Source organism: Sphingopyxis sp. (genome assembly GCF_040216815.1).
In the GTDB taxonomy this organism is placed as follows: Bacteria; Pseudomonadota; Alphaproteobacteria; order Sphingomonadales; family Sphingomonadaceae; genus Sphingopyxis.
In genome coordinates this window covers 353,091-374,793 of the sequence record NZ_JAVJOJ010000001.1, presented here as the reverse complement: position 1 = coordinate 374,793, position 21,703 = coordinate 353,091, and the positions used below count along the sequence as shown (strand labels likewise).

The following is a 21,703-nucleotide window of genomic DNA, read 5'->3' as shown; positions in this document are numbered from 1 at the left end:
GGATAATAAACAGACAAGATCATATTGGGGAAAAGCGGATGAGCCTGATTGTCACCTCCCCCCTGCGGGGCTGGGTTTCGGCGCTGGAGGACGTTCCCGACCCGGTGTTCGCCCAGCGAATGATGGGCGACGGCGTCGCGATCCATCCGCTTGGCGATACCGTCGTCGCGCCCTGCGACGGCGAGGTGACGACGCTTCACGAGGCAGGACATGCGGTCGCGCTGCGCAGTGCCGAGGGCGCCGAGATATTGATTCACATCGGGCTCGACACCGTGATGCTGAAGGGCGCGGGCTTCACCCCGTTGGTGGCGGTCGGCGCGCGCGTCGCGCGCGGCGACCCGCTGATCCGTTTCGACCTCGACGCTGTGGCGCTTGGCGCGACGAGCCTGATGACCCCGGTGATCGTCACCAATGCCGAGGCTTTCACGGTCGTCAAACGGACGCGCGAGGTTGCGGTCGGCGCGTGCGAGGCGCTGATGACGATCGAGCCTGCAAAGCCCTCCGCGCGCCGCCGGTCCGACGATGGCGTGCTGATCGAGCAGGCCGTTACCTTGTCGCTGCCGCACGGGATTCATGCGCGCCCCGCGGCGCGTATCGGCGAATGCGCGCGGGGTTTCGAGGCCGACGTCCACCTGATCCACGACGGCAAGCGCGGCGATGCGCGCAGCACCGTCGCGCTGCTGGCGCTGGGCACCGGCTTCGGCAGCGAGGTCGTCGTGCAGGCGCGCGGCGATGATGCCGAAGACGCTCTCGCGGCGATCGTTGCGCTGCTGGGAAGCGATATGGGCGAGGGCGACGGCGCGCCCGCGCACGCCGTTCCTCAAGCCCCCGCGCGACCGCTCGCGGCGGGACAGATCGGCGGCGTGATCGCGGCGCCGGGGCTTGCGATCGGCCCGGCTGCGCGGCTGGATCGCGCCGAGATTGCGGTCGCGCGCGAAGGCACGGGCGCCGCCGGGGAGCGCGACGCGCTGCTCGCTGCGCGCGCCGAAGTCCACAGCCGCATCGCGGCGCGTGGTGATACGGCGAGCGGCGGCGTCGCGGCGGTGATGCGCGCGCACCTGGCGTTGCTCGACGATCCCGAGCTGCTCGCCGCGGCCGAACGCCGTATCGCCGAGGGGGCCAGCGCGGGCTTTGCCTGGCGCGGCGCGGTGCACGACCAGATCGACGCGTTGCGGGCGACGGGCAATGCGCATCTGATCGAACGCGTCGACGACCTCATCGACATCGAACGGCAGATGCTCGCCGCGCTGACAGGGCTGCCCGTCGAGGCCGACAGGATTCCCGCCGGGGCGATCCTCGTCGCCGACGATCTGTTGCCGTCGCAGCTCGTGACGCTCGCGGGCGGTGGTCTCGCGGGGGTGGCGCTTGCGCGCGGGGGCCCGACCTCGCACGTCGCGATTCTGTGTGCAGGGCTGGGCGTGCCCGCGCTTGTCGCGATCGGCGACGCGCTCGACGCCGTCGCCGACGGGACAGCGCTGCTGCTCGACGCCGAGACAGGGCATATCACCGTTGATCCCGGCGACGCCGCGCAGGCGGCTTTTGTCGCGCGGCTCGACAAGCGTGCTGCCCGCCGCGCCGCCGCGCGCGCCGCCGCGACACAGGCGTGCCACACCCGCGATGGCACGCGCATCGAGCTGTTCGCGAATATCGGCACCGTCGACGACGCCGCGCTCGCCGCGGCGGAGGGCGCCGAGGGGGCGGGGCTGGTGCGCAGCGAATTTCTGTTCCTTGGCCGCGATGCCGCACCGTCGGAGGACGAACAGCACGCGGCCTATCAGGTGATCGCCGACGCGCTGGCCGAAAAGCCGGTGATCGTTCGCCTGCTCGACATCGGCGGCGACAAACCCGCGCCCTATATCCCCATAGATGCCGAGGAAAATCCGGCGCTGGGCCTGCGCGGCATCCGCGTCGCTCTGGCGCATCCCGGCCTTCTCGAAACGCAGCTTCGCGCGATCCTGCGCACGCGGCCCGTCGGCCAGTGTCGGATCATGGTCCCGATGGTCGCGAGTGTCGGCGAGCTTCGGCAGGTGCGCAGCACCGTCGACCGGTTGCGACAGGACATGGGCCTCGAAACGCCGATCGAGGTCGGCGTGATGGTCGAAACCCCCGCCGCGGCGATGACCGCCGACCTGCTCGCCGCCGAAGCCGATTTTCTGTCGATCGGCACCAACGACCTTACCCAATATGTGCTCGCGATGGACCGCGGCAATCCGGCGGTCGCCGCGGGGGTCGATGCGATGCACCCAGCGGTGCTGCGCCTGATCGGCGAGACGTGCCGTCTTGCCGCGCTCCACGGCCGCTGGGTTGGCGTGTGCGGCGGCCTCGCGTCCGACCCCGCCGCGCTGCCGATCCTGATCGGGCTGGGCGTCACCGAATTGTCGGCGGTGCCGGGCTTCGTCGCCGAGGCGAAAGCGATCGTGCGCGGCCTGACCCTGCCCGAAGCGGAGGCCCATGCCGCGCTGGCGCTCCGGTGCAAATCGGCGGCGGAGGTTCGCGCGCTCGCCCGCGCGTTCGAGGAGACACGGTGATGCGAAAGATGCTCGAAACGCTCCAGCCGCTCGGCCGCGCGCTGATGCTACCGATCGCGGTGCTGCCGATCGCAGGCCTGCTGCTCCGCATCGGCCAGCCCGATTTGCTCGACATCGCCTTCATTTCCGCCGCGGGCGCGGCGATTTTCGACAATCTGGGCATTTTGTTCGCGATCGGCGTCGCGGTGGGCTTCGCGCGCGACGGCAACGGCGCCGCGGCGCTCGCGGGCGTTGTCTGCTATCTCGTCACCACCAACGGTGCGCAGACCTTTCTGACCGCCCCGCGCGACGTCGGCGCCGGGTGGCCCGAGGCAGCAGCTGCACTGGCGGGCAAAAATTGGGCGCTGGCGCAGGTCGACAAGCTGGAGGTGCCGATCGGCATCTTGTCGGGCCTCATCGGCGGTCATTTCTACAATCGCTTCGCGACCATCGCGTTGCCCGAATATCTCGCCTTTTTCGGCGGGCGGCGCTTCGTCCCGATCGCCAGCGGCGTTGCGGGGCTGCTGCTCGCGGCACTCGTGGGTTACGGCTATGCACATATCAGCGGCGCGATCGACGCCGCGAGCCGCACCATCGTCGAAAGCGGCGGCGCGGGATTGTTTATCTATGGTACGCTCAACCGGCTGTTGATCGTCACCGGCCTTCACCACATCATCAACAACGCGGCATGGTTCGTCGTCGGCGACTTCGCGGGCGCGACGGGCGATTTGCGCCGTTTCTTCGCGGGCGACCCGAACGCTGGCGCGTTCATGTCGGGCTTTTTCCCGGTGATGATGTTCGGCCTGCCCGCTGCTTGCCTCGCCATGTATCACGAGGCGCAGCCCGAACGGCGCAAGGCGGTCGGCGGGATGCTGCTATCGCTGGCGCTGACCAGCTTTCTCACCGGCGTGACCGAACCCATTGAGTTCAGTTTCATGTTCGTCGCGCCGTTGCTCTATGCCATTCACGCGGTGCTGACGGGCGTGTCGATGGCGATGATGGACGCGCTCGGCATCCGGCTGGGCTTCGGATTTTCGGCGGGGCTGTTCGACTATATGCTCAATTTCGGCCTCGCTACGCGGCCGTGGCTCTTGCTGCCGGTCGGCGCCGCTTATGGGCTGCTCTATTACGGCCTGTTCCGCTTTTTCATCCGCCGTTTCGACCTCGCCACGCCGGGGCGCGAGAAGGGAGATCTGGCGGAGGCCGGCGCGGTGTCGGTCGGCGGCGCGCGCGGCGCGGCGTTCGTGACCGCGCTGGGCGGCGCGGCGAACCTTGTCAGCGTCGACGCCTGCACAACGCGGTTGCGGCTGATCGTCGCCGACCAGCAGGCGATCGACGATGCGGCGCTGTCAACGCTCGGCGCGCGCGGGATCATCCGCCCGTCGGCGAACGCCGCGCAGGTCGTGCTGGGCCCGGTCGCCGATCTGGTGGCGGAAGAAATCCGCGGGGCGCTCGCGGGCGAAGGCGGCGCAGCGATCGCGCCGCCCGCACCCCCGCCCCCTGCTGCGCCCGAAAATGCCGCGTTGCCGGCCGCGGTGCTCGCGGCGCTCGGCGGCGAAGCGAATCTCCGGCGGGTCGATGCCCTCCATGGCCGCTTCCGGGTCGAACTTGCGGACGCGGCCCAGCTCGACGAACCCGCGCTCGTTGCCGCGACGCGCGGCATCGCACGGCCCCGGCCGGATATCTGCCACATCCTTCCTGCCTAGAAGCATGGCTCACAGGCGGCCGTTCATTACCCTTGGATTCCGACAATTTTCGGCATCCTAAAATACCTATTAGATACCAAAACTTGCGCATACGCCGACGAAGCGTGACTAAATTGCGATGAATGGAATGAATCGGCCAAGGGCTGCGTATTGTTGGAGTGGAATTGGTATCTCCAATATGCTACCAATAGAGACCAATTAAAAGATCAACGAGGGAGACATGACTGTGGTTCGTTCCAAACAGCTTCTTGCGACGGTCAGCGCAATCGCCGGAATCGCCTGGGTTTCGCCCGCACTTGCGCAGGACGCCGACGGGGCCACTGCCGGCAGCGATGAAATCGTCGTCACCGGCTATCGTGGATCGTTGAGCCAGGCGATCGATGCCAAGCGCGAGCTGTCGGTGATCGCCGACGTCGTCAGCGCCGAAGACATCGGCAAATTCCCCGACAAGAATGTCGCCGAAGCGCTGCAGCGCGTCCCCGGCATCGTCGTCAACCGCGAGTTCGGCGAAGGCGAGCGCGTGTCACTGCGCGGCACCGCGCCGAACCTCACCAAGACCTTGCTCAACGGCCACAGCGTTGCGACCGCCGACTGGTTCATCCTCGACCAGGTCGCCTCGACGCGCAGCTTCAACTATCTGACGCTGCCTGCCGAAATCGTCGGCCGGCTCGAAGTGTATAAAAGCCCGCAAGCCGATATCGAAGAAGGCGGCGTCGGCGGGACGATCAACGTCATCACCCGCAATCCGCTCGACCTCGACCCCTTCACCGTTTCGGCGTCGCTGCAGGGCGTCTATTCGGACCTGTCGGGCAAGGTCGATCCGCAGGCATCCGGGCTCGTCAGCTGGAAAAATGCCGACGAGACGTTCGGCGTGCTCGTCGGCGCCATCTATCAAAAGCGCCGCACGCGCCGCGACGGGCTGGAGATCTTTGGCTATCGCCCCGCGGGCGGCGGCCAGACGGCGTTGATTCCGACGCTGATGGGCTCGTCGATGTTCGAGCAGGAGCGCGAACGCTATGGTGCCAATATCGGCATCCAGTTCCGCCCGTCGGATGAGCTCGAGATCAACCTGACCGGCCTTTATTCGCGCTTCAATGCCGACAATTTCAACCAGAACTATCTCGCCTGGGGCGATCAGGCGCTCGGCGGGGGCGGTACGTTGACCAACGCCGTCATCCAGGATGGCATCGCGGTGGCGGGCACGATCGCGTCGCGCAACAATGGCACCGAGGGTTTCGGGGTCGTCTATGACGCGATCGACCGCCAGGCGGTCGCCAAGACCGTGTCGGCCGATTTCGACCTGACCTATCGCCCCAGTGACACGTTGAGCGTCCATTTCAAAGCGGGCTGGACCAAGGCGAACGGCGACACGAGCAACGAAAATTTCATCGAATTCGCCGGACCGGGCCGGTTCACCTACGATCTGCGCAGCGGCCGCCCCGAAGTCAGCTTTGGCAGCCCCGACCCGCTCAATCCGGCGGGCATCCGTCCCGATTTTGCGCGTATCCAGTCGGTCACGAACGACGATGAAGAAAAATATGTCTATCTCGACCTGGAAAAAGAGGTTGAGTGGGGTCCGCTGACCGCGCTCAAATTCGGCGTGAAATATACCGACCACGACCGCGTCGCCGAGCGTTTCGCGACCAATGGCGGGGTGTTCACTCCGGGGCTGCGCTGCAACGGGGCGCCGTGTACCTCGGCCGATTTTGCCACCGGCGGCGGTATGCCCGGCGACTTCCTCGACAATATCGCGTCACCCGGTACGCTCACCGATTATTGGCGCGTCGATCCTGCCAAGCTGCGCGCCATCTATGCCGCGCAGACCGCGCCCGGCACCGATCGTTTCCTTGTTCCGGGCAACAGCTATTCGATCAATGAAAAGGCCTATGGCGGCTATGGTCTCGCCAAATTCGGCGGTGAGGGCTGGCGCGGCAATGTCGGCGTGCGGGTGATCCGCACCGACCAGACCTCCGAAGGCTTCATCATCGGCGGCGCCAACCCGCAGTTCACCAACCCCTTTGGCGGCTTCACGCCGAGCAGAGCGAAACGGTCGTACACCGACATTTTGCCGAGCGCCAACCTGTCCGTCGACCTGTCGGAAAAGGTGGTGCTGCGCTTTGGCGCGGGCAAGACGGTGACGCGCCCCGACTTTGTCGACATCACCCCCGGTGTCGATCTGAACGGGACGCTCCTCACCGGGCGCGGCGGCGATCCCAATCTCGATCCCTATCGCGCCAACCAATATGATCTGTCGATCGAATGGTATCCCGACCGCGAAACGATCGTCGCGCTGGCGGCCTTTTACAAGGACATCCAATCGTACATCGTCAACACGACCTCGACCGAAATCCTGCCCGGCGTGTTCGTGCCGGGGTCGGAACCCGCCGGCTGCGTTGCGGCGGGCGGCGGCAACCCCAATTTGTTCAATTGTCCCTATCAGATCAACCGCCGCAGCAACGGCGCGGGGGGGCGGAACCAGGGGTTTGAATTTCAGGTATCGCGCCCGATCTGGGGCGGCTTCGGCGCGGTGGTCAACTACACCTATTCAGATGCCAAGGCGAACAATGGCGACCCCATTCCGGGCAACTCCAAACATTCGCTCAACCTGACAGGCTATTATGAAAATGACCTTGTCAGCGCGCGACTGTCCTACAACTACCGGTCGAAATTCTTTATCGACATCGACCGCGCGGCCCCGCTCAACCAGGCGGCGCTGTCGTCGCTCGATGCGTCGGTCAGCGTCAATGTGACCGATAATATCGCGTTGACCGCCGATGCGGTGAACCTGACCAACGAGCCGATCGAGCAATATTCGGGAACCCGTGCGCTGCCGCGCAACATTTTCGACAACGGCCGTCAGTTCTATTTCGGCGTCCGCGCCAAATTCTGATCGCCCGGTGGTGGTCGCAGGAGGCCCGCCGTCATCCCGGTTCCCCGGATGACGGCGGGTTTCGCTGGTCCCAAAAGATCAGATCGCGCGTTTCAGCACCGCCGTTTTGCCATTCGCGCCGGAGATTTTCAGCGTTCCGTCGCTCGGAAAGCTCAGCCGGACCGGGCCGCGCATCAGGTCGAAAAAGGCGTTCTCCTGCGCCATCCCCGCACCGGGGCAGGCCATTTCGGTTGCCATCAACGGACCCGCGGTCAGGGTGCGGTCGGCGATCGAATAGCTACCCGAAAAGCGGTTGCAGCCCGCGCTGCCGCTGAGGCGATCGGCGTCGAACATCAGCGAGGTCGGGCGATCGGACGCGACCGCCATCCCCGTGATCGACACGAAGGTCCAGCTTGTCCCCGCCAGGTCGCCCGGCGGCAGGATCGCGCCACCGCATCCCTTCACCGTCTTGCCGTCGGCGATGACCGTAACCGTGTCGGCGTAGCGCCGGTCGCTCATCCCGTCGCTGCATTCGTCGCGCACGACCTCGACCGAGAGCCGGTCGGTGACATAGGTTTCGCCGCCGACCATCGCGCGCGCGCCGGGATTGGGCACCACGATCCGCGTTTCGCCATAATCGCCCGCATAATTCAGCCGCTCGCGCGTGATCTCCAGCGTCCAGCCGGGCTCGGTGCCCAATGCCATATAGGCGGCAGCCGGCTGCGGCCGGTCAGCGGCAGGCGCACAGGCGGCGAGCGCGAGCGCAGACAGAAGGGTGGTGGGGATGATCCGGATCATGCGGCGTCTCCTATCGCGGCGGGACTGATCGCCCGATGAACGAGGGCCGGTGCCTATCGGTTCCGCCGCTGGTTCAGCACTTCATAGGCCATCACCGCGGTCGCGACCGCGGCGTTCAAACTGTCCGCCTTGCCCATCATCGGCATCTTCACGCGCACATCGGCTGCCGCCGCATAATCGGCGGGCATCCCCTGCGATTCATTGCCGGTCAGGATGAAGGTCGGCGCGGTATAGCGCACTGCCTGATAATCCTCGGTATCATCGCCGAGCCAGGTCGCGACGAGCTGGCCGGGGCCTTGCCGCAGCCACGGAAGAAATTCGTCCCAGCGCGCGACCACCAGTTTCTGCGTGAAAATGGCCCCCATGCTCGCGCGTACCGCCTCGACCGCATAGGGATCGGTGCTTTCGTCGAGCAGGATCAGCCCGCCCGCCCCGACCGCATCGCCGGTGCGCAGCATCGTGCCGAGATTGCCGGGATCGCGCAGCCGCTCGGCGACCAGCCAGATCGGCGCGGCATCGCGGTCGAGGTCGGCGAGCCTGGTCTGCGGTTCGGCATAGATGCCCACAATCGTCTGCGGATTGTCCTTGCCCGACAGTTTCGACAGGATCGCGGGCGTGGTGTCGATCACCTCGCCGCCCGCCGCCATGGTGGCGTCGGCCAGTGCCTTGGCCAGCGGATGCGCTGCGCCCTCGGGGCCGAGAAACAGCCACCGCGGCAGCACACCCGCTTCGCGCGCTTCGGTCGCGATACGCAGCCCTTCGGCCAGGAACAGGCGCTCGGCGCGGCGATGGCGCTTTTCGCGCAGCAATCGCATCCGCTTGATCAGCGGGTTCGACAGGCTTTCGATGGTGCTGCGGCGACCGGTCATGCGGTCAATCCTCGCCGAAGCTGTCCTTGACCAACCCGACGAGCTTCAGCAGCGCGGCGTCGGCGCCGTCGCCCTTGGTATGAATGGTGATGCTGTCGCCCTTTGCCGCGCCCAGCATCATCAATCCCATGATCGAGGTGCCGTTGACGCGCGACCCGCCCTTTTCGACCTCGACCGAAACGGTTTCGGGAAGGCGGCTCACAAAGGTGACGAACTTGGCGCTGGCGCGCGCGTGCAGGCCGCGCTGGTTGGTGATTTCGACGGTTTCGGAAACTTCGTTCACGGCCCCACCCCCAGCATTTCGGACGCGACGGAGATATATTTCTGTCCCGCTTCCTTCGCCGCGATCACTGCGGCGCGAAGATCCATCGACTTGCGCGCGCTTTCGAGGCGGATCAGCATTGGCAGGTTGACGCCCGCTATCACCTCGGTCCGTCCGGCTTCGAGCAGGCTGATCGCGAGGTTCGACGGAGTGCCGCCGAACAGGTCGGTCAGCATCACGACCCCGCGGCCCTCGTCGACGCCGCGGATCGCGTCGGCGATTTCCTTGCGCCGCATCTCCATATTGTCGTTGGGACCGATGCAGACCGTCGCCACGGCGCGCTGCGGGCCGACGACATGCTCCATCGCGCGCACCATTTCTTCGGCGAGACGCCCGTGCGTGACGAGCACCATTCCCAAGAGCGGCAGAGCCTTGTCGTTACCCATGCAGTCGTCGACCCTTATGTTTTTCCGCCGGACGCGGGAGAAGCGGGCGGGGGCTTGCCCTCAAGCCCATCTTGCGGGCTGGAGTCAAGGTTGCGGTGGGTTACGGCGGGTTTATGCCCGGCGGCGCGGAGCGTCCGCGCGACGCGGTCGGCGACATGCACCGACCGATGGCGCCCGCCGGTGCAGCCAAACGCGATGGTGACATAGCTTTTGCCCTCGGCGCGATAGCGCGGGAGCAAGGTCAGGATCAGCCGTTCGATCTGCGCAACGCTGTCTTCATAAGCCGGGTCGGCGATCACATAGGCCGCGACATCAGGATCGAGCCCGGTTCCTGGCTTGAGTTTCGGATCCCAGTGCGGATTGCGCAGATAGCGCATGTCGAACACAAGGTCGGCGTTGCGCGGCAACCCGCGCGCGAAGCCAAAGCTCAGGATGTTGAGCACGGGCTCTCCCTCGCCGGCGTCGCCGAAGCGCTGGCGGATTTCCTGTTGCAGGTCGTTGCTGCTGTAATTGGTCGTGTCGACGACATGCTCGGCCCAGCGGCGCAGCGGTTCCATCATCTCGCGCTCGCGCGCTATGCCGTCGGCGGCGGGGCGGTCCTCGGCGATCGGATGGCGGCGGCGCGTTTCGGAGAAGCGTCGCTCGAGCTCCGCTCCGGCGCAGTCGAGGAACAGTGTCTCGACATCGTGCGCGCCATGCGCGCGCAGCTCCTTGATCCTTTTGACGAGCAGCGCGGGGCGAAAGCCCCGGCTGCGGCTGTCGATGCCGACCGCGACCGGGCGGTTCGCCTCGTCGCGCTTGACCGGCGCGTCGATCAGCGCCTCGAGCAAGGCCAGCGGCAGATTGTCGACGACCTCCCACCCCAGATCCTCGAGCACCTTGAGCACGGTCGACTTGCCCGCGCCCGACAGCCCGGTGACAAGAAAGAGGCGCGACTCGGCGGCGGGGCGCGAATCCTCCGTCATGCGCCGGGTGCCAGTCGTTCGAGCGCGAGCATGATCTTGATCGGCGCCGAAACCTCGAACGCCGAAAGCAACAGCGCCGGCAGGGGATGGCCCGCGACGGTTTCGACCTGTCCGACCGCGGGCATCCGGTCGTATCGATCGGTCAGCCGCACGGCGAGCGCCAGCGGCACCGGCGCGACCCAGGGGCGCTCGACGATGCCGATCCCGCGCACCTCCAGCTTGCCCGCGAGAGTTTCGGGTGGCCGACACCACAGCCGTCCGCGATCGGACCAGATGTCGCAGCGATCGTCGGCGACAAGCCGCGCTCCGCGATCGATCAGGCGCAGCGCAAGGTCGGACTTGCCTTGCCCCGAATTGCCGAGGATCAGCACGCCGCCGTTGCCCGCAGCGACGCAGCTTGCATGGATGTTGACGATTTCGGGTCTGGTCCGGCTGGGCAGCATGGCGAGCAGGCTTACCGGCGGCGAAGCGGGGCTGCAAGGCGATAGCGCGTGCGCGTCAGCCAGCCTGTACCCCGCTTTCGCGCGCGGGCAGGGTGATGAGCAGGCTTGCGCCCGCCTTGCCGTCGTCGCGATCCTTGGCGCTGATCGTGCCGCTGTGCCCCTCTACGATCGTCCGCGCGATCGCAAGGCCCAGCCCGCTGTGCCGGCCAAAGCTTTCGCCCGCCGGGCGGTCGCTGTGAAAGCGCCGGAAAATGGCTTCGCGCTGTGCGGGATCGATGCCGGGGCCATCGTCGTCGACGCGGACATGCACCTCGTCGCCGAGCCGCGTCGCGGTGATGCAGACAAGACCGCTATCGGGCGAGAAGCTGATCGCATTGTCGATGATATTATCGATCGCGCGTTCGAGCCGGTGGCCGTCGCCCATGACAATGGTGGTTCCCTTGCGCGGCCGGGCAAAGGCGACGCGCGGATGCGGCACGCCCGGTTCGAGGCGCGCGGCGCGCGATGCCAGCATCGATTCGATCATCATCCCGACGTCGATCGGCTCGAACAGGGTGCGCGACAATTGCGCGTCGACACGGCTCGCCTCGCTGATGTCGTTCACAAGACGGTCGAGCCGGCGCACATCCTCGTCGGCGATCGCGAGCAGCTGGGCGCGCTGTTCGTCGGTCTGGACGCGCCCCAGCCCCTCGATCGCCGAGCGCACCGAGGCGATCGGATTCTTGAGCTCGTGCGTCACATCGGCCGCGAAATGTTCGCCCGCGTCGATGCGTTCGCGCAGCGCCTGCGTCATGTCCGAAAGCGCGCGGGCGAGCGTGCCGATCTCGTCGCGGCGGCTGGGCAGGCGCGGAACGACCACCTCGCGCGCGCGGCCGAGCCGCACGCGCACCGCCGCGCGGGCGAGCCGCCTGAGCGGGCGCACGATCGTGCGGGCCAGGAACAGCGAGAGCAGCACCGACGCCATCAGCACGACAAGGATGACCACTGCGAGGCGGAAGCGCTCGGCGCGCACCGTGCGCGTGATGTCGCGCGCGTTGAGCGTCATCAGCACCGTCTGCGGCGTGTCGAGGTCGACGATCCGCGCGGCGCTGAGCAGCGGGGTGCGTTCGGGCGCATAGCGAAAGCGGCTCGCCGCTTGCCCGCTTGCCTGCGCTTCGATCACTTCGGGCCAGGCGGCCGCTGTATCGACCCTTGGCTCGTGGAAATCGGGATAGGTGGGGGCCCCGACGATCCAGTCGATGCCGCGATCCATCGCGCGCGCGGCGTCGCGCTGCCATGCCTGCAGGTCGGGATCGCGCAGCGTATAGGTCGGGGCGCCAACGCGGAAGCTGTCCGAGATCAGGCGGCCGTCGGCGGCATAGAAACGCAGCCGCGACTCCGTCGCTTCGGCAAATTCGCTGATCAACCGATCGCGCTCGGCCGGCCGTGCCGCCTCGAGCGCCGTGTCGAGCATCGCGAGCTGATCCTCCATCACGGCGATGCGCGTATCGACCAGCCGGGTGCGATAGGTGTCGAGGTAAAAAAAGCCCCCCGCCAGCAGCGCGACGGCGAGGATGTTGACCGCCAATATGCGCGTCGTCAGCGACCAGCGCGCCGACCAGACGAGCGGCGATTCCTCCTGCTCCGCCGCGCTGGCGTCAAGAGGCAGCGGATCAGCTTTCGTCGGCAAAGCGGTATCCCGCACCATAGAGGGTTGCGATCGCGTCGAACGCCGGATCGACCTCGCGGAATTTGCGGCGCAGCCGCTTGATGTGGCTGTCGATCGTGCGATCGTCGATATAGACATCGTCCTGATAGGCCGCGTCCATCAGCTGGTTGCGGCTGCGCACCACGCCGGGACGGCTGGCGAGGGTTTCCAGGATCAGAAATTCGGTGACGGTCAGCGTGACGTCCTTGCCGTCCCAACTGACCTTGTGGCGCGCGGGGTCCATCGAGAGCCGCCCGCGGGTGATCGGTTCGGCGACGGGTTCGTCATCCGCGTTCGGTACCGCACGGTTGAGCTCGACCCGGCGCAGGATCGCACGGATGCGCGCGATGACCAGCCGCTGCGAGAAGGGTTTGGCGATATAATCGTCTGCGCCCATGGCGAGCCCCAGCGCCTCGTCGATCTCGTCGTCCTTGCTGGTCAGGAAAATGACGGGAAGCTGGCTTTTTTCGCGCAGGCGGCGAAGCAGTTCGAGCCCGTCCATCCGCGGCATCTTGATGTCGAAGACGGCAAGGTCGGGCGGGTTGTCGATCAGCGGCTTCAGCGCCGCCTCGCCATCCGAATAGACGCGCGTGACGAACCCCTCGGCCTGGAGCGCGATCGACAGCGATTGCAGGATGTTGCGGTCGTCGTCGACCAGCGCGATGGTTGCCGTCATGCTCTTTCCATTGGGCGGGCTTCGCCGGGGTTAGCCCATCCGTCGCCCAGCGACAACCGCGCACGGTTCGGCACCGATTCACCCTTTAATCTTTTGACCTCGGCGCGCATCCTCGCTAACGCGGCCGGGATTTCGGAATCGGCGTTTCGTCGGCACCCCATGTTCGTGCGGGCCCATCGCTTTCGCGCGGCATATATTGCATACCTATGCAAAGGCGCCGCGAGCCAAGGAAGGGCGAGGGAAATGACACAGGTTGTGATCGGCAGCGATACCGTCGAAACAGTGGCAGAGGTGGCCGAAAACTGGGGCACCGCGCAGCTGATCGAGGAAGCGGTGCGGCAGGGCGAAGGCCGGCTTGCCAAGGACGGCCCGCTCGTCGTCGCGACCGGCAAGCACACCGGGCGCAGCGCAAAGGACAAGTTCATCGTCCAGGACGACGAGACGCGCGATACGATCTGGTGGGGCAAGACCAACGTGCCGATGACCCCCGAGCATTTCGCCGCGCTGAAGGCCGATTTCCTCGCGCATCTCGCCGCGCGTCCGCGCCTCTATCGCCAGCAGCTGTTCGGCGGCTCGCAGGCCGAGCATCGCGTCGGGGTGCAGGTCCTCACCGAATTCGCGTGGCATAGCCAGTTCATCCGTACGCTTCTCTGCCGCCCGACGGCCGAGGAACTGGCGGACTTTACCGCCGAATATACGATTATCGACCTGCCGAGCTTTCGCGCCGACCCGGCAAAGCATGGCTCGCGCACCGAAACGGTCATCGCGGTGAACTTCACCGAAAAGCTGATTCTGATCGGCGGCACGCAATATGCGGGCGAGATGAAGAAATCGGTGTTCGGCATCCTCAACTATCTGCTCCCCGTAAAGGGCGTGATGCCGATGCACTGCTCGGCGAATATCGGCCCGAACGGCGACACCGCGGTGTTCTTCGGCCTCAGCGGGACCGGCAAGACGACCTTGTCGGCCGACGCCTCGCGCACCTTGATCGGCGACGACGAACATGGCTGGTCGGACACCGCGGTCTTCAATTTCGAGGGCGGTTGCTACGCAAAGATGATCCGCCTCTCGCCCGAGGCGGAGCCAGAGATTTTCGCGACGACCAAGCGTTTCGGCACCGTGCTCGAAAATGTCGTGATGGACGCCGAAACGCGCGAGCTTGATTTCGACGACGCGAGCCTCGCCGAAAACAGCCGCGGTTCCTATCCGATCGACTTCATTCCGAACACGTCGGACCATAATATGGGGCCGGTGCCGCAGAATATCATCATGCTCACCGCCGATGCCTATGGCGTGCTGCCGCCGATCGCGAAGCTGACCCCCGACCAGGCCATGTATCACTTCCTGTCGGGTTACACCGCCCGCGTTGCGGGGACAGAGATCGGCGTGACCGAGCCCGAGGCGACCTTCTCGACCTGTTTCGGCGCCCCCTTCATGCCGCGCCACCCGTCGGTGTACGGCAATCTCTTGAAAGAGCGCATCGCCAAGGGCGGGGTCCAGTGCTGGCTCGTCAACACCGGCTGGACCGGCGGGATGGCGACGATGGAGGGGATCAAGCGGATGCCGATCAAGGCAACGCGCGCGCTGCTGGGCGCCGCGCTCGACGGCAGCCTCAATGACGCCGAATTTCGCAAGGACCCGAACTTCGGCTTCATGGTTCCCGTCGCGGTGCCGGGCGTCGACGCGAGCCTGCTCGACCCGCGCGAAGCCTGGGCCGACAAGGCGGCATACGACCGCACCGCGCAAACGCTGGTGCGGCGATTCATCGACAATTTCGCGCAATTTGCGGAGCATGTCGATGAAGGCGTCCGTCAGGCCGCACCGACCGCGGCCGTAGCAGCTTAATCCGCCCGGATTTCTTCCGGGTGGCCGATCACCCGGAAGGACCGGAACGATGACAACCGAATTTTCCCCGCGCCTGTTCGCGCGCGATGCCGAAATCCGTGCGCTGGGTGAGGGGCTGCTCGCCTGTGCCCTTCCGCGTGAAGCGTGGACGCACGAGGCGCATCTTGCCGCCTGCCTGTGGCTGCTCAGCGAGCGCCCCGACATCGATGTCGATGCCGAAATCGCGGGCATCATCCGCCGTTTCAACGAAAGCGTCGGCGGCGTGAACAACGATCATGAAGGCTATCACGACAGCATCACCCGCGCCTATGTCGCCGGGGTGCGGCTGTTTCTGTCAACGACGCCGGGGGAGGGCCTTGCCGCGCGCGTCAACGCGCTGCTTTTGTCGGATGCCGGGCGCCGCGACTGGCCGCTGCGTTTCTACAGCCGCGAACGCCTCTTCTCGGTCGCGGCGCGGCGGGGGTTTGTCGAGCCGGATCTGGCGCCCTTGCCGGGCCAACGTGCGATCAGCCTTGAATGAACGCTGTGTCTCCGCGAAGGCGGGGGCCCGTCTCCGGCCGGTTCAACATGGCACCGGCCGGTGATGCGCTCCTACTTTCGCGGGAGCACATGGCTTGGTCAATCGGGGACGATCATGCGCTAAAGCGCCATCCCCGGCGTCCACCCGCTTTCGGCCAGAAAGGCGGCGGGATCCTGCATTTCGATGATCTCCCGCAGTGCCGCCGCCTTGTCGGGCGACCGCGCATAATGGGCCTTGGCGACGCGATAGCCGATCCAATAGCCTAGGTCGCCCGGCCAGCCGTCGCTGCCCTGCTGGTTATAAAGCCAGCGCGACCCGATCGCGACTTCGTCCTTTTCGGCGAGGAAGGCGGTTTCCAGCTCGGCTTCGCGGCCCTTCGCCCATTTGTGGAGCAACGGAAAACCCACCGAGCCTGAAATCTGCTCGGCGACGAACTCCGCAGCACCTTCGACCAGCGCGGCATAAAGCACCGTCATGTCGCGGCTTTCGGACTGCGCCAGCGGTTGCTGGGCGTGGATATATTCGTGCGCGATGACGTTCACGAAGCGATCCTCGTCATTCAGCTCGATAAATTTGGCGGCGCACAAGGCTTCTAGCCCGATATACAGCCCTTTCGCGTTGGCGGTTCCGGCGGTGGTCGCGCGCCCGATGGCGATAGTGATCGGCGGAAATTTGGCCGACGGATACAGTGCGGCCAGCCGATCGGTCGCGGCCACCAGCCGACTGCGGATGTTGCCCAGCTTTGCGGCGCAGCCGCGTGCATCGGCAAACACCTGCGGTTTTTCGCGCAGCGCCGCCGCGATCCGTTCGGGGGTGATCCGGCGCATCGCCATGAATTCGACCAGCCCCGGCGACGGGGTCGCGAGATAGCGCGCGGCAAGCGCATCGGGATCCGATGCAAAGGCGGGATCGTCATAGAGCGCGAAGAAGCGTCCGACGTCAGAGGTGTCGATCACCACCCGCGACGTCGCGGCGGGGTTATGGGAGGCGTGGGTCGGCGTCGCGGCGATCAGGGCCGCCGCGAGGGGGACGGCTGCGGCCGCGCGGCGCTTCATGCTTTTGCTCCCGCCACATATTCCGCGACATTCTGCGCCAGCACGTCGAGCGGCACATTGCCCCCCTCGACCACGACATTGTTGAAGTCGCGAAGGTCATATTTCGCGCCCAGCGCCTGCTGCGCCAGCCCGCGCTGGCGGACGATTTCGCTATGCCCGACCTTGTAACCACATGCCTGCCCGGCCCAGCTGCAATAACGGTCGACCTCGCTCGCGACCTCGAGCGGGTTCGAGCCATTTTCTTCGACAAAGAAGCGGACGCCCTGCTCGCGCGTCCAGCATTTCGCATGGAGCCCGGTGTCGACGACAAGGCGGCACGCGCGAAAGGCGAGCGATTGCAGATAGCCGAGCCGCCCGACCTCGAAATCGTCGTAAAGCCCCAGCTCGTCGGCAAGCTGTTCGGCATAGAGCGCCCAACCTTCCGAATAGGCGTTGAACGCCAGCATCGTGCGAATGAGCGGCATCGAATGCGCATATTCGCCCTGCCAGGCGTGGCCCGGAATCGCCTCGTGCATGGTGAGGTCGGGCAGCGAATATTTGCTGTGCAGCTCGGTCGTGCGCAAATTGATCCAGAAACGCCCCGGAATGCTGCCGTCGATCGACCCCGCGCCGCCATAGGCCGCGGGCGCGCCGGGTTCCTCGGCGAGCGGCAGGCGCTTCACCTCGACATTGCCCTTCACCAAGGTACGGAACGCACGCGGCAGCTCGGCACGGATCTTGCCGAGCCAGCTCTGGATATAGGCGACGATCTCGGCGCGGCCCGCATCATTGTCGGGAAATTTGTAGCGCGGATCCTGGGCGAGCGCGTTCATCCGGTCGCCGACGCTCCCCTTGGTATAGCCGAGCTTCTTCAGGATCGGGTCCATCCGGCCGTGAAGCTCGGCGAGTTCCTGACGCCCCATTTCGTGGATCTCGTCGGGGGTCATGCGCGTCGTGGTCGATGCGCGCAGCCCCCACGCATACCATTCGTCGCCGCCCGGCCGCGCCCACAGGCCCGCGTCCATCGTCGCCCTCGGCCGCTGCGCCTTCAGTTCGGCAAGCTGGCGTTCGAGCGCGGCGGCGACCGGGCCCTGCACGATCTTTGCAGCCCGCGCGCCCCAATCGCCGCCAAGCTTGGCTGCCTCTGCGCGGCGCGTCAGACTTTGGGTCATCGATCCGCCCGATCTTGCATCGGCCAGGCTCGCTTCCATCTGCGTGATCGCCTTGTCGATCAGAAAGGCCGGCGCGATCAGCCCCTGTCCGCCCGCAGCCTTCAGCCGGTCGGTTTCGCCGTCGAGTACGCCCGGAAAGGCATTGAGGCGCGCCAAATAGGCCTCGGCGTCGGCCGACGTCTTCACCGGATGGTCGCTGTCGAGGAATTTGGGGATGTCCAGATAGGCGCCGACATTCTGGATCACGACATAGGGCGTGTTGCGCCACCCGCCGACCGCGACGTCGCCATAGGGCAGGGCAAAGCCCGCCAGCGCGACGTCATAGGCGCTTTCGACCACCGCGAGGCTGGTGCGCGTGGCGTGGTCGAGCCCGCTCTTGTCTAACGCGCGGACGCGCGCGATGTCGGCCTTCAGCGTGTCGGCGAGCGCCGTAACCCCGTCGGCCGATCGATCGCCAAGCCGTCCGCGCATCGCGGCGCGGTCGCCGGTGTCGATGCCCAGCGAGGTCGCTCCTTCGGGCGAATGGACGAGCAGATTATCGGCGACCGAGTCGAGCAGTATCTGTGCGTCGCTCTTGGACGGGTCCTGTAGCGCTGCGGCGGGGCCGGCGAAGGCAATGCCCGCACCGCCCGCGCCGAGCGCGGTCAGTGTGTGGCGGCGGCTGACGGGGATGGAAAGCGGATGACGCATTGGTGGCTCCCTGCGACTTTGTTTCGGTTGAAACCTGTCTAGGGGGCGCCGCGCCGCGGTCAATGGCGTTGCCAATCCTCCCTGCCGCGAAGCGGTGGGGAGGGGGACCGCCGAAGGCGGTGGAGGGGCCGCGACGATGCGCCATGGCCCCTCCGTCAGCGGCTTCGCCGCTGACACCTCCCCATGGCTACGCCACAGGGAGGAGCAATGGATCAATCCGTCAAATCGGCCGGTACCTTGCCGCCGTTCGCGGCGAGTTCGCGCATCACTGCCTTGTGCAGCCAGATGTTCATTTCGGCGCTGCCGTCGAGCGCGCCGGTGTAGCCGAGTTCCTGGGCCAGTTCCTTGCGGTTGGCGAGGCTCGAATCGATGCCGACGAGCTTCATCAGGTCGACGATCGATGTGCGCCAGTTGAGCTCCTGCTCGGTCTTCGCCGCTTCCGCGGCCAGGATGGCCTCGACATCGACCGGCGCCGCGGCCGCGGCGGCCATCGCCTGCGTCGCGGCATCGAGCGCGGAGCCGACGGGGCTGGGCGCTGCGGGCGCCGCGGGCTCGGCGGCCTCGGCCTTCTTGCCGAAAATAGCGTCCTTGATGCTGCTGAAAATGCCCATATTTTCACTCCCACTGTCGCGGTCCGGCCGGAACGGCCGAGTCGGGGAACCGCAGGCTAGGACTATGCCCTTGAAAATGACAGCCGAATGAACGTCTCGCCGCGCGCGGCCGGGCTGCTATAGTGAGTCCGCGGGCGCGGACCGATTGGCGCCAAAGCAGGAGACTTTGCGATGAATCTGACCGACATTCTGACGCAGGCCGGCGGTATCGAATCGATGGCGAAAGAACTCGGCATTCCGGCCGCGACGGCGAAGCAGGGCGCCGACGCGCTGCTCCCGGCGATCCTCGGCGGTTTCAAGAAACAGGCGCAGGCGGGCGGCGGCGTCGAAGGACTGGGCGGGCTGCTGGGGCAACTTGGCGGCGGCGGCCTGCTCGATGCGGTGATCGGGCCGCAGCCGACTCCGGTGAGCCAGGGCAATGACGTGCTCGGACAGATTTTCGGGTCGAAGGAGGTCAGCCGGACGGTGGCGGGGCAGGCTTCGGCGCAGACCGGGATCGATTCGGGTCTGCTCAAGCAGATGCTGCCGATGCTCGCGATGATGGTCGCGGGCTATATGGCGAAGCAGGGCGGCCAGGGCGGTGCAAGCGACGGGCTTTCAGGCGGGCTGGGCGGGATGCTCGGCAATGTTCTCGGCGGCGCGTTGGGCGGCGGCGGCGCAGCGCCGTCCGCGGGCGGGAGGTCCGGCGGTTTGGGCGGGCTCGGCAAGATGCTCGACCTCGACGGCGACGGCAATCCGCTCGACGACATCATGGGCATGGTGAACAAGATGCGCGGATAGCAATCCCGTCGCCCCCGCGAAGGCGGGGGGGCGCTATCGACGTAGTGCAAGGTTGCCTGCGGCCCCCGCCTTCGCGGGGGCAACGCTAACTTTCACGCCGCCATCAGGCGGAATTCCTCGCGGAAATCCTCGTCCACCCCGATGCGGCTTCGCATCGGGGTGGCGATAGCATCGACATCGGCGTCGCCTTCCTCGAACAGCGCACAGGCTGCTTCGCCGCCGCGCGCGAGGCTGTAGCGCTGCGCGATCTTGCCGGTCGGCCTGAACCCCAGCTTGCGGAGCACCGCACCCGACGCGGGGTTGTCGAGGAAGTGGCCCGCCGACAGCTTCGGAAGGTTCATTGCACGCGCGATGTGCATGAGCTGGCGTCCGGCTTCGGTCGCAAAGCCGAGGCCCCAATAGGGCCGCGCGATCCAGTAACCCAATTCGGGGCGGCCGTCCTCGTCGGGCTTTATGCCGCAGCCGCCGACAAGACGCGGCGCGCCGCCGGTGCGCGCAAAGATCAGGAAGCGCGGCTGGTCGGGGTAGAGCGGCATAGCCAGGAATTTCTGCGCCTCTTCGATGCCATAGGGCCAAGGCGCGGTCGCGAGATTGCGGACCACGGCTTCCTCGCCGATCGCTTGGGCGAGCGCCGGGGCATCTTCCAGCCAGCCGGGCCGCAGCAACAGTCTTTCGGTACGCGCGAACATCTTTTCTAACTCCCAATGCCTGCCCCCTGGCGCCAGATGGTGACGCTTTGACGACAATCGATGCGCGAGGGAGATGGATGGCCCCATTTTCGCGCCCGCCACCCAAGTGGCTGGATTACGGGCAAGAAAAAAGGGAGTCCGGGGCGACCCGTCTCCCTCTTTTCGAACCTGGTTTCCGCTTGGAAGCGGAAAGGGCGGCTCCGGGTCGTCCCTGGTGGACGACCTGAAGCAGTCGTCCCTTATTCGGCGGCGTCGGCCATCATGTCGACCGATACATATTTGCGGCCAAGCTTGCCGTCGTGGAATCGGACGCGGCCGTCGGCGGTGGCGAACAGCGTGTGGTCCTTGCCCATGCCGACGTTGACGCCCGGGTACACTTTGGTCCCGCGCTGGCGCACGATGATGTTGCCGCCGATCACTTCCTGACCGCCGAACTTCTTGACGCCAAGGCGACGGCCGGCTGAGTCGCGACCGTTGCGCGAAGAACCGCCTGCTTTCTTATGTGCCATGACTGATGCTCCTTATTTCGATCCGGGGCCGAGCTGCGTTGTCGCGCTCAGGCGTCCTTCTTGGGGGCTGCCTTCTTGGCAGCGGGCTTCTTTTCGGCTTCGGCCTTGGGGGCGGCTTCCTTCTTGGGAGCAGCTTTCTTGGGCGCGGCTTCCTTTGCGGGCGCAGCCTTGGCTTCGGCGGCCGGAGCTGCCTCTGCCTTCGGTGCGGCTTCCTTCTTCGGCGCCGCCTTCTTGGCATCGCCGACGGCTAGGATGCGCAACAGCGTCAGCGACTGGCGGTGGCCGTTGCGGCGGCGATAATTGTGCCGGCGGCGCTTTTTGAAAACGATGACCTTTTCGCCGCGCGTCTGCGCGATGATCTCGGCCGAAACGGTCAGACCCTTCACATCCTTCACCTCGCCGCCGTCGCCGGCCAGCAGGACGTCGCCCAGCGACACGGTGTCGCCGGCTTCACCGTCGATCTTCTCGACGGCGATCTTGTCTCCGGCGGCAACGCGATACTGCTTTCCGCCCGTGCGCACGATTGCGAACATGGTCTTCCATCCAATCAGAAACTAGAACACCCGCGCTGCCAGTCACCCGCCGGAGCGGGCGATTTTTCCGGCATGCGGGAAAGTCAGCGCCA

Annotated in this window: 20 protein-coding genes; 6 read left to right on the top strand and 14 right to left on the bottom strand. The window is 66.3% G+C overall.

Annotation, left to right across the window (positions count from 1 at the left end; genetic code table 11):
• Nucleotides 1–38 precede the first annotated feature (38 nt).
• From ptsP to RIA72_RS01840, 3 genes are all read left to right on the top strand, one after another.
• A complete protein-coding gene (gene ptsP, locus RIA72_RS01850) occupies nucleotides 39–2,528 on the top strand; it encodes a phosphoenolpyruvate--protein phosphotransferase (RefSeq protein WP_350030653.1) in 2,490 nt (829 codons plus the stop codon).
• Nucleotides 2,528–4,213: an N-acetylglucosamine-specific PTS transporter subunit IIBC gene (gene nagE / locus RIA72_RS01845; RefSeq protein WP_350030652.1), complete on the top strand. Its 1,686-nt coding sequence runs from the start codon at nucleotides 2,528–2,530 to the stop codon at nucleotides 4,211–4,213. Before ptsP ends, nagE begins: the two co-directional genes overlap by 1 nt.
• A 220-nt stretch (nucleotides 4,214–4,433) precedes the next feature.
• A complete protein-coding gene (locus tag RIA72_RS01840; RefSeq protein WP_350030651.1) occupies nucleotides 4,434–7,103 on the top strand; it encodes a TonB-dependent receptor in 2,670 nt (889 codons plus the stop codon).
• A gap of 78 nt (nucleotides 7,104–7,181) precedes the next feature.
• Here RIA72_RS01840 and RIA72_RS01835 read toward each other — a convergent pair whose 3' ends face one another.
• Genes RIA72_RS01835 through RIA72_RS01800 form a run of 8 tightly spaced genes read right to left on the bottom strand, consistent with a single transcriptional unit; the run spans nucleotide 7,182 to nucleotide 13,228 of the window.
• Nucleotides 7,182–7,880, bottom strand: coding sequence for an META domain-containing protein (locus RIA72_RS01835; protein ID WP_350030650.1), 699 nt, complete (start codon nucleotides 7,878–7,880; stop codon nucleotides 7,182–7,184).
• A 53-nt stretch (nucleotides 7,881–7,933) separates the two neighbouring features.
• The gene (locus RIA72_RS01830) at nucleotides 7,934–8,749 is read right to left on the bottom strand and encodes a TrmH family RNA methyltransferase (protein WP_350030649.1); all 816 of its coding nucleotides are present in this window, start codon (nucleotides 8,747–8,749) and stop codon (nucleotides 7,934–7,936) included.
• 4 nt (nucleotides 8,750–8,753) lie between these two features.
• Nucleotides 8,754–9,032: an HPr family phosphocarrier protein gene (locus tag RIA72_RS01825; protein WP_350030648.1), complete on the bottom strand. Its 279-nt coding sequence runs from the start codon at nucleotides 9,030–9,032 to the stop codon at nucleotides 8,754–8,756.
• Nucleotides 9,029–9,457, bottom strand: coding sequence for a PTS sugar transporter subunit IIA (locus tag RIA72_RS01820; protein WP_350030647.1), 429 nt, complete (start codon nucleotides 9,455–9,457; stop codon nucleotides 9,029–9,031). Before RIA72_RS01820 ends, RIA72_RS01825 begins: the two co-directional genes overlap by 4 nt.
• A gap of 14 nt (nucleotides 9,458–9,471) precedes the next feature.
• Nucleotides 9,472–10,422 carry an RNase adapter RapZ gene (rapZ, locus tag RIA72_RS01815; RefSeq protein WP_350030646.1) on the bottom strand — a complete coding sequence of 317 codons (951 nt, stop codon included), beginning with the start codon at nucleotides 10,420–10,422 and terminating at the stop codon, nucleotides 9,472–9,474.
• Nucleotides 10,419–10,865 carry an HPr kinase/phosphorylase gene (locus RIA72_RS01810; protein ID WP_350030645.1) on the bottom strand — a complete coding sequence of 149 codons (447 nt, stop codon included), beginning with the start codon at nucleotides 10,863–10,865 and terminating at the stop codon, nucleotides 10,419–10,421. The genes rapZ and RIA72_RS01810 overlap by 4 nt, the downstream gene beginning before the upstream one ends.
• Nucleotides 10,866–10,920: 55 nt before the next feature.
• The gene (locus tag RIA72_RS01805; RefSeq protein WP_350030644.1) at nucleotides 10,921–12,552 is read right to left on the bottom strand and encodes a sensor histidine kinase; all 1,632 of its coding nucleotides are present in this window, start codon (nucleotides 12,550–12,552) and stop codon (nucleotides 10,921–10,923) included.
• Nucleotides 12,518–13,228: a response regulator gene (locus RIA72_RS01800; protein ID WP_350030643.1), complete on the bottom strand. Its 711-nt coding sequence runs from the start codon at nucleotides 13,226–13,228 to the stop codon at nucleotides 12,518–12,520. The genes RIA72_RS01805 and RIA72_RS01800 overlap by 35 nt, the downstream gene beginning before the upstream one ends.
• Nucleotides 13,229–13,471: 243 nt before the next feature.
• Between RIA72_RS01800 and RIA72_RS01795 the strand changes: the two genes are divergently transcribed.
• A complete protein-coding gene (locus tag RIA72_RS01795) occupies nucleotides 13,472–15,073 on the top strand; it encodes a phosphoenolpyruvate carboxykinase (RefSeq protein WP_350030642.1) in 1,602 nt (533 codons plus the stop codon).
• Between the two features lie 49 nt (nucleotides 15,074–15,122).
• Nucleotides 15,123–15,593 (top strand): hypothetical protein, encoded by a 471-nt coding sequence (locus RIA72_RS01790; protein WP_350030641.1) that lies wholly within the window; start codon nucleotides 15,123–15,125, stop codon nucleotides 15,591–15,593.
• A gap of 119 nt (nucleotides 15,594–15,712) precedes the next feature.
• Here RIA72_RS01790 and RIA72_RS01785 read toward each other — a convergent pair whose 3' ends face one another.
• The 3 genes from RIA72_RS01785 to RIA72_RS01775 form a co-directional block, all read right to left on the bottom strand.
• A complete protein-coding gene (locus RIA72_RS01785; protein WP_350030640.1) occupies nucleotides 15,713–16,648 on the bottom strand; it encodes a DUF2268 domain-containing putative Zn-dependent protease in 936 nt (311 codons plus the stop codon).
• The gene (locus tag RIA72_RS01780; RefSeq protein WP_350030639.1) at nucleotides 16,645–18,489 is read right to left on the bottom strand and encodes a DUF885 domain-containing protein; all 1,845 of its coding nucleotides are present in this window, start codon (nucleotides 18,487–18,489) and stop codon (nucleotides 16,645–16,647) included. The genes RIA72_RS01785 and RIA72_RS01780 overlap by 4 nt, the downstream gene beginning before the upstream one ends.
• Before the next feature lie 212 nt (nucleotides 18,490–18,701).
• Nucleotides 18,702–19,100, bottom strand: a complete 399-nt coding sequence (locus RIA72_RS01775; RefSeq protein WP_350030638.1) for a DUF3597 domain-containing protein — start codon at nucleotides 19,098–19,100, stop codon at nucleotides 18,702–18,704.
• A gap of 171 nt (nucleotides 19,101–19,271) precedes the next feature.
• Between RIA72_RS01775 and RIA72_RS01770 the strand changes: the two genes are divergently transcribed.
• Nucleotides 19,272–19,880 (top strand): DUF937 domain-containing protein, encoded by a 609-nt coding sequence (locus tag RIA72_RS01770; protein ID WP_350030637.1) that lies wholly within the window; start codon nucleotides 19,272–19,274, stop codon nucleotides 19,878–19,880.
• Between the two features lie 92 nt (nucleotides 19,881–19,972).
• On the opposite strand, the gene RIA72_RS01765 is transcribed toward RIA72_RS01770, so the two are convergent.
• From RIA72_RS01765 to rplU, 3 genes are all read right to left on the bottom strand, one after another.
• Nucleotides 19,973–20,569 (bottom strand): GNAT family N-acetyltransferase, encoded by a 597-nt coding sequence (locus tag RIA72_RS01765; RefSeq protein WP_350030636.1) that lies wholly within the window; start codon nucleotides 20,567–20,569, stop codon nucleotides 19,973–19,975.
• Nucleotides 20,570–20,808: 239 nt separating this feature from the next.
• Complete coding sequence (rpmA, locus tag RIA72_RS01760) at nucleotides 20,809–21,078, bottom strand: 50S ribosomal protein L27 (RefSeq protein WP_120221346.1); 270 nt, start codon at nucleotides 21,076–21,078, stop codon at nucleotides 20,809–20,811.
• A gap of 47 nt (nucleotides 21,079–21,125) precedes the next feature.
• Nucleotides 21,126–21,611 carry a 50S ribosomal protein L21 gene (gene rplU, locus RIA72_RS01755; protein ID WP_350030635.1) on the bottom strand — a complete coding sequence of 162 codons (486 nt, stop codon included), beginning with the start codon at nucleotides 21,609–21,611 and terminating at the stop codon, nucleotides 21,126–21,128.
• Nucleotides 21,612–21,703 lie beyond the last annotated feature (92 nt).

Coding starts and splice junctions, on each gene's coding strand:
- RIA72_RS01795 (WP_350030642.1), top strand. CDS start 13,472: ATGACACAGGTTGTGATCGGCAGCGATACCGTCGAAACAGTGGCAGAG.
- RIA72_RS01770 (WP_350030637.1), top strand. CDS start 19,272: ATGAATCTGACCGACATTCTGACGCAGGCCGGCGGTATCGAATCGATG.
- rplU (WP_350030635.1), bottom strand. CDS start 21,611: ATGTTCGCAATCGTGCGCACGGGCGGAAAGCAGTATCGCGTTGCCGCC.
- RIA72_RS01810 (WP_350030645.1), bottom strand. CDS start 10,865: ATGCTGCCCAGCCGGACCAGACCCGAAATCGTCAACATCCATGCAAGC.
- RIA72_RS01780 (WP_350030639.1), bottom strand. CDS start 18,489: ATGCGTCATCCGCTTTCCATCCCCGTCAGCCGCCGCCACACACTGACC.
- RIA72_RS01840 (WP_350030651.1), top strand. CDS start 4,434: ATGACTGTGGTTCGTTCCAAACAGCTTCTTGCGACGGTCAGCGCAATC.
- ptsP (WP_350030653.1), top strand. CDS start 39: ATGAGCCTGATTGTCACCTCCCCCCTGCGGGGCTGGGTTTCGGCGCTG.
- RIA72_RS01835 (WP_350030650.1), bottom strand. CDS start 7,880: ATGATCCGGATCATCCCCACCACCCTTCTGTCTGCGCTCGCGCTCGCC.
- RIA72_RS01805 (WP_350030644.1), bottom strand. CDS start 12,552: ATGGTGCGGGATACCGCTTTGCCGACGAAAGCTGATCCGCTGCCTCTT.
- RIA72_RS01830 (WP_350030649.1), bottom strand. CDS start 8,749: ATGACCGGTCGCCGCAGCACCATCGAAAGCCTGTCGAACCCGCTGATC.
- nagE (WP_350030652.1), top strand. CDS start 2,528: ATGCGAAAGATGCTCGAAACGCTCCAGCCGCTCGGCCGCGCGCTGATG.
- RIA72_RS01775 (WP_350030638.1), bottom strand. CDS start 19,100: ATGGGCATTTTCAGCAGCATCAAGGACGCTATTTTCGGCAAGAAGGCC.
- RIA72_RS01785 (WP_350030640.1), bottom strand. CDS start 16,648: ATGAAGCGCCGCGCGGCCGCAGCCGTCCCCCTCGCGGCGGCCCTGATC.
- RIA72_RS01765 (WP_350030636.1), bottom strand. CDS start 20,569: ATGTTCGCGCGTACCGAAAGACTGTTGCTGCGGCCCGGCTGGCTGGAA.
- RIA72_RS01800 (WP_350030643.1), bottom strand. CDS start 13,228: ATGACGGCAACCATCGCGCTGGTCGACGACGACCGCAACATCCTGCAA.
- rpmA (WP_120221346.1), bottom strand. CDS start 21,078: ATGGCACATAAGAAAGCAGGCGGTTCTTCGCGCAACGGTCGCGACTCA.
- RIA72_RS01820 (WP_350030647.1), bottom strand. CDS start 9,457: ATGGGTAACGACAAGGCTCTGCCGCTCTTGGGAATGGTGCTCGTCACG.
- rapZ (WP_350030646.1), bottom strand. CDS start 10,422: ATGACGGAGGATTCGCGCCCCGCCGCCGAGTCGCGCCTCTTTCTTGTC.
- RIA72_RS01790 (WP_350030641.1), top strand. CDS start 15,123: ATGACAACCGAATTTTCCCCGCGCCTGTTCGCGCGCGATGCCGAAATC.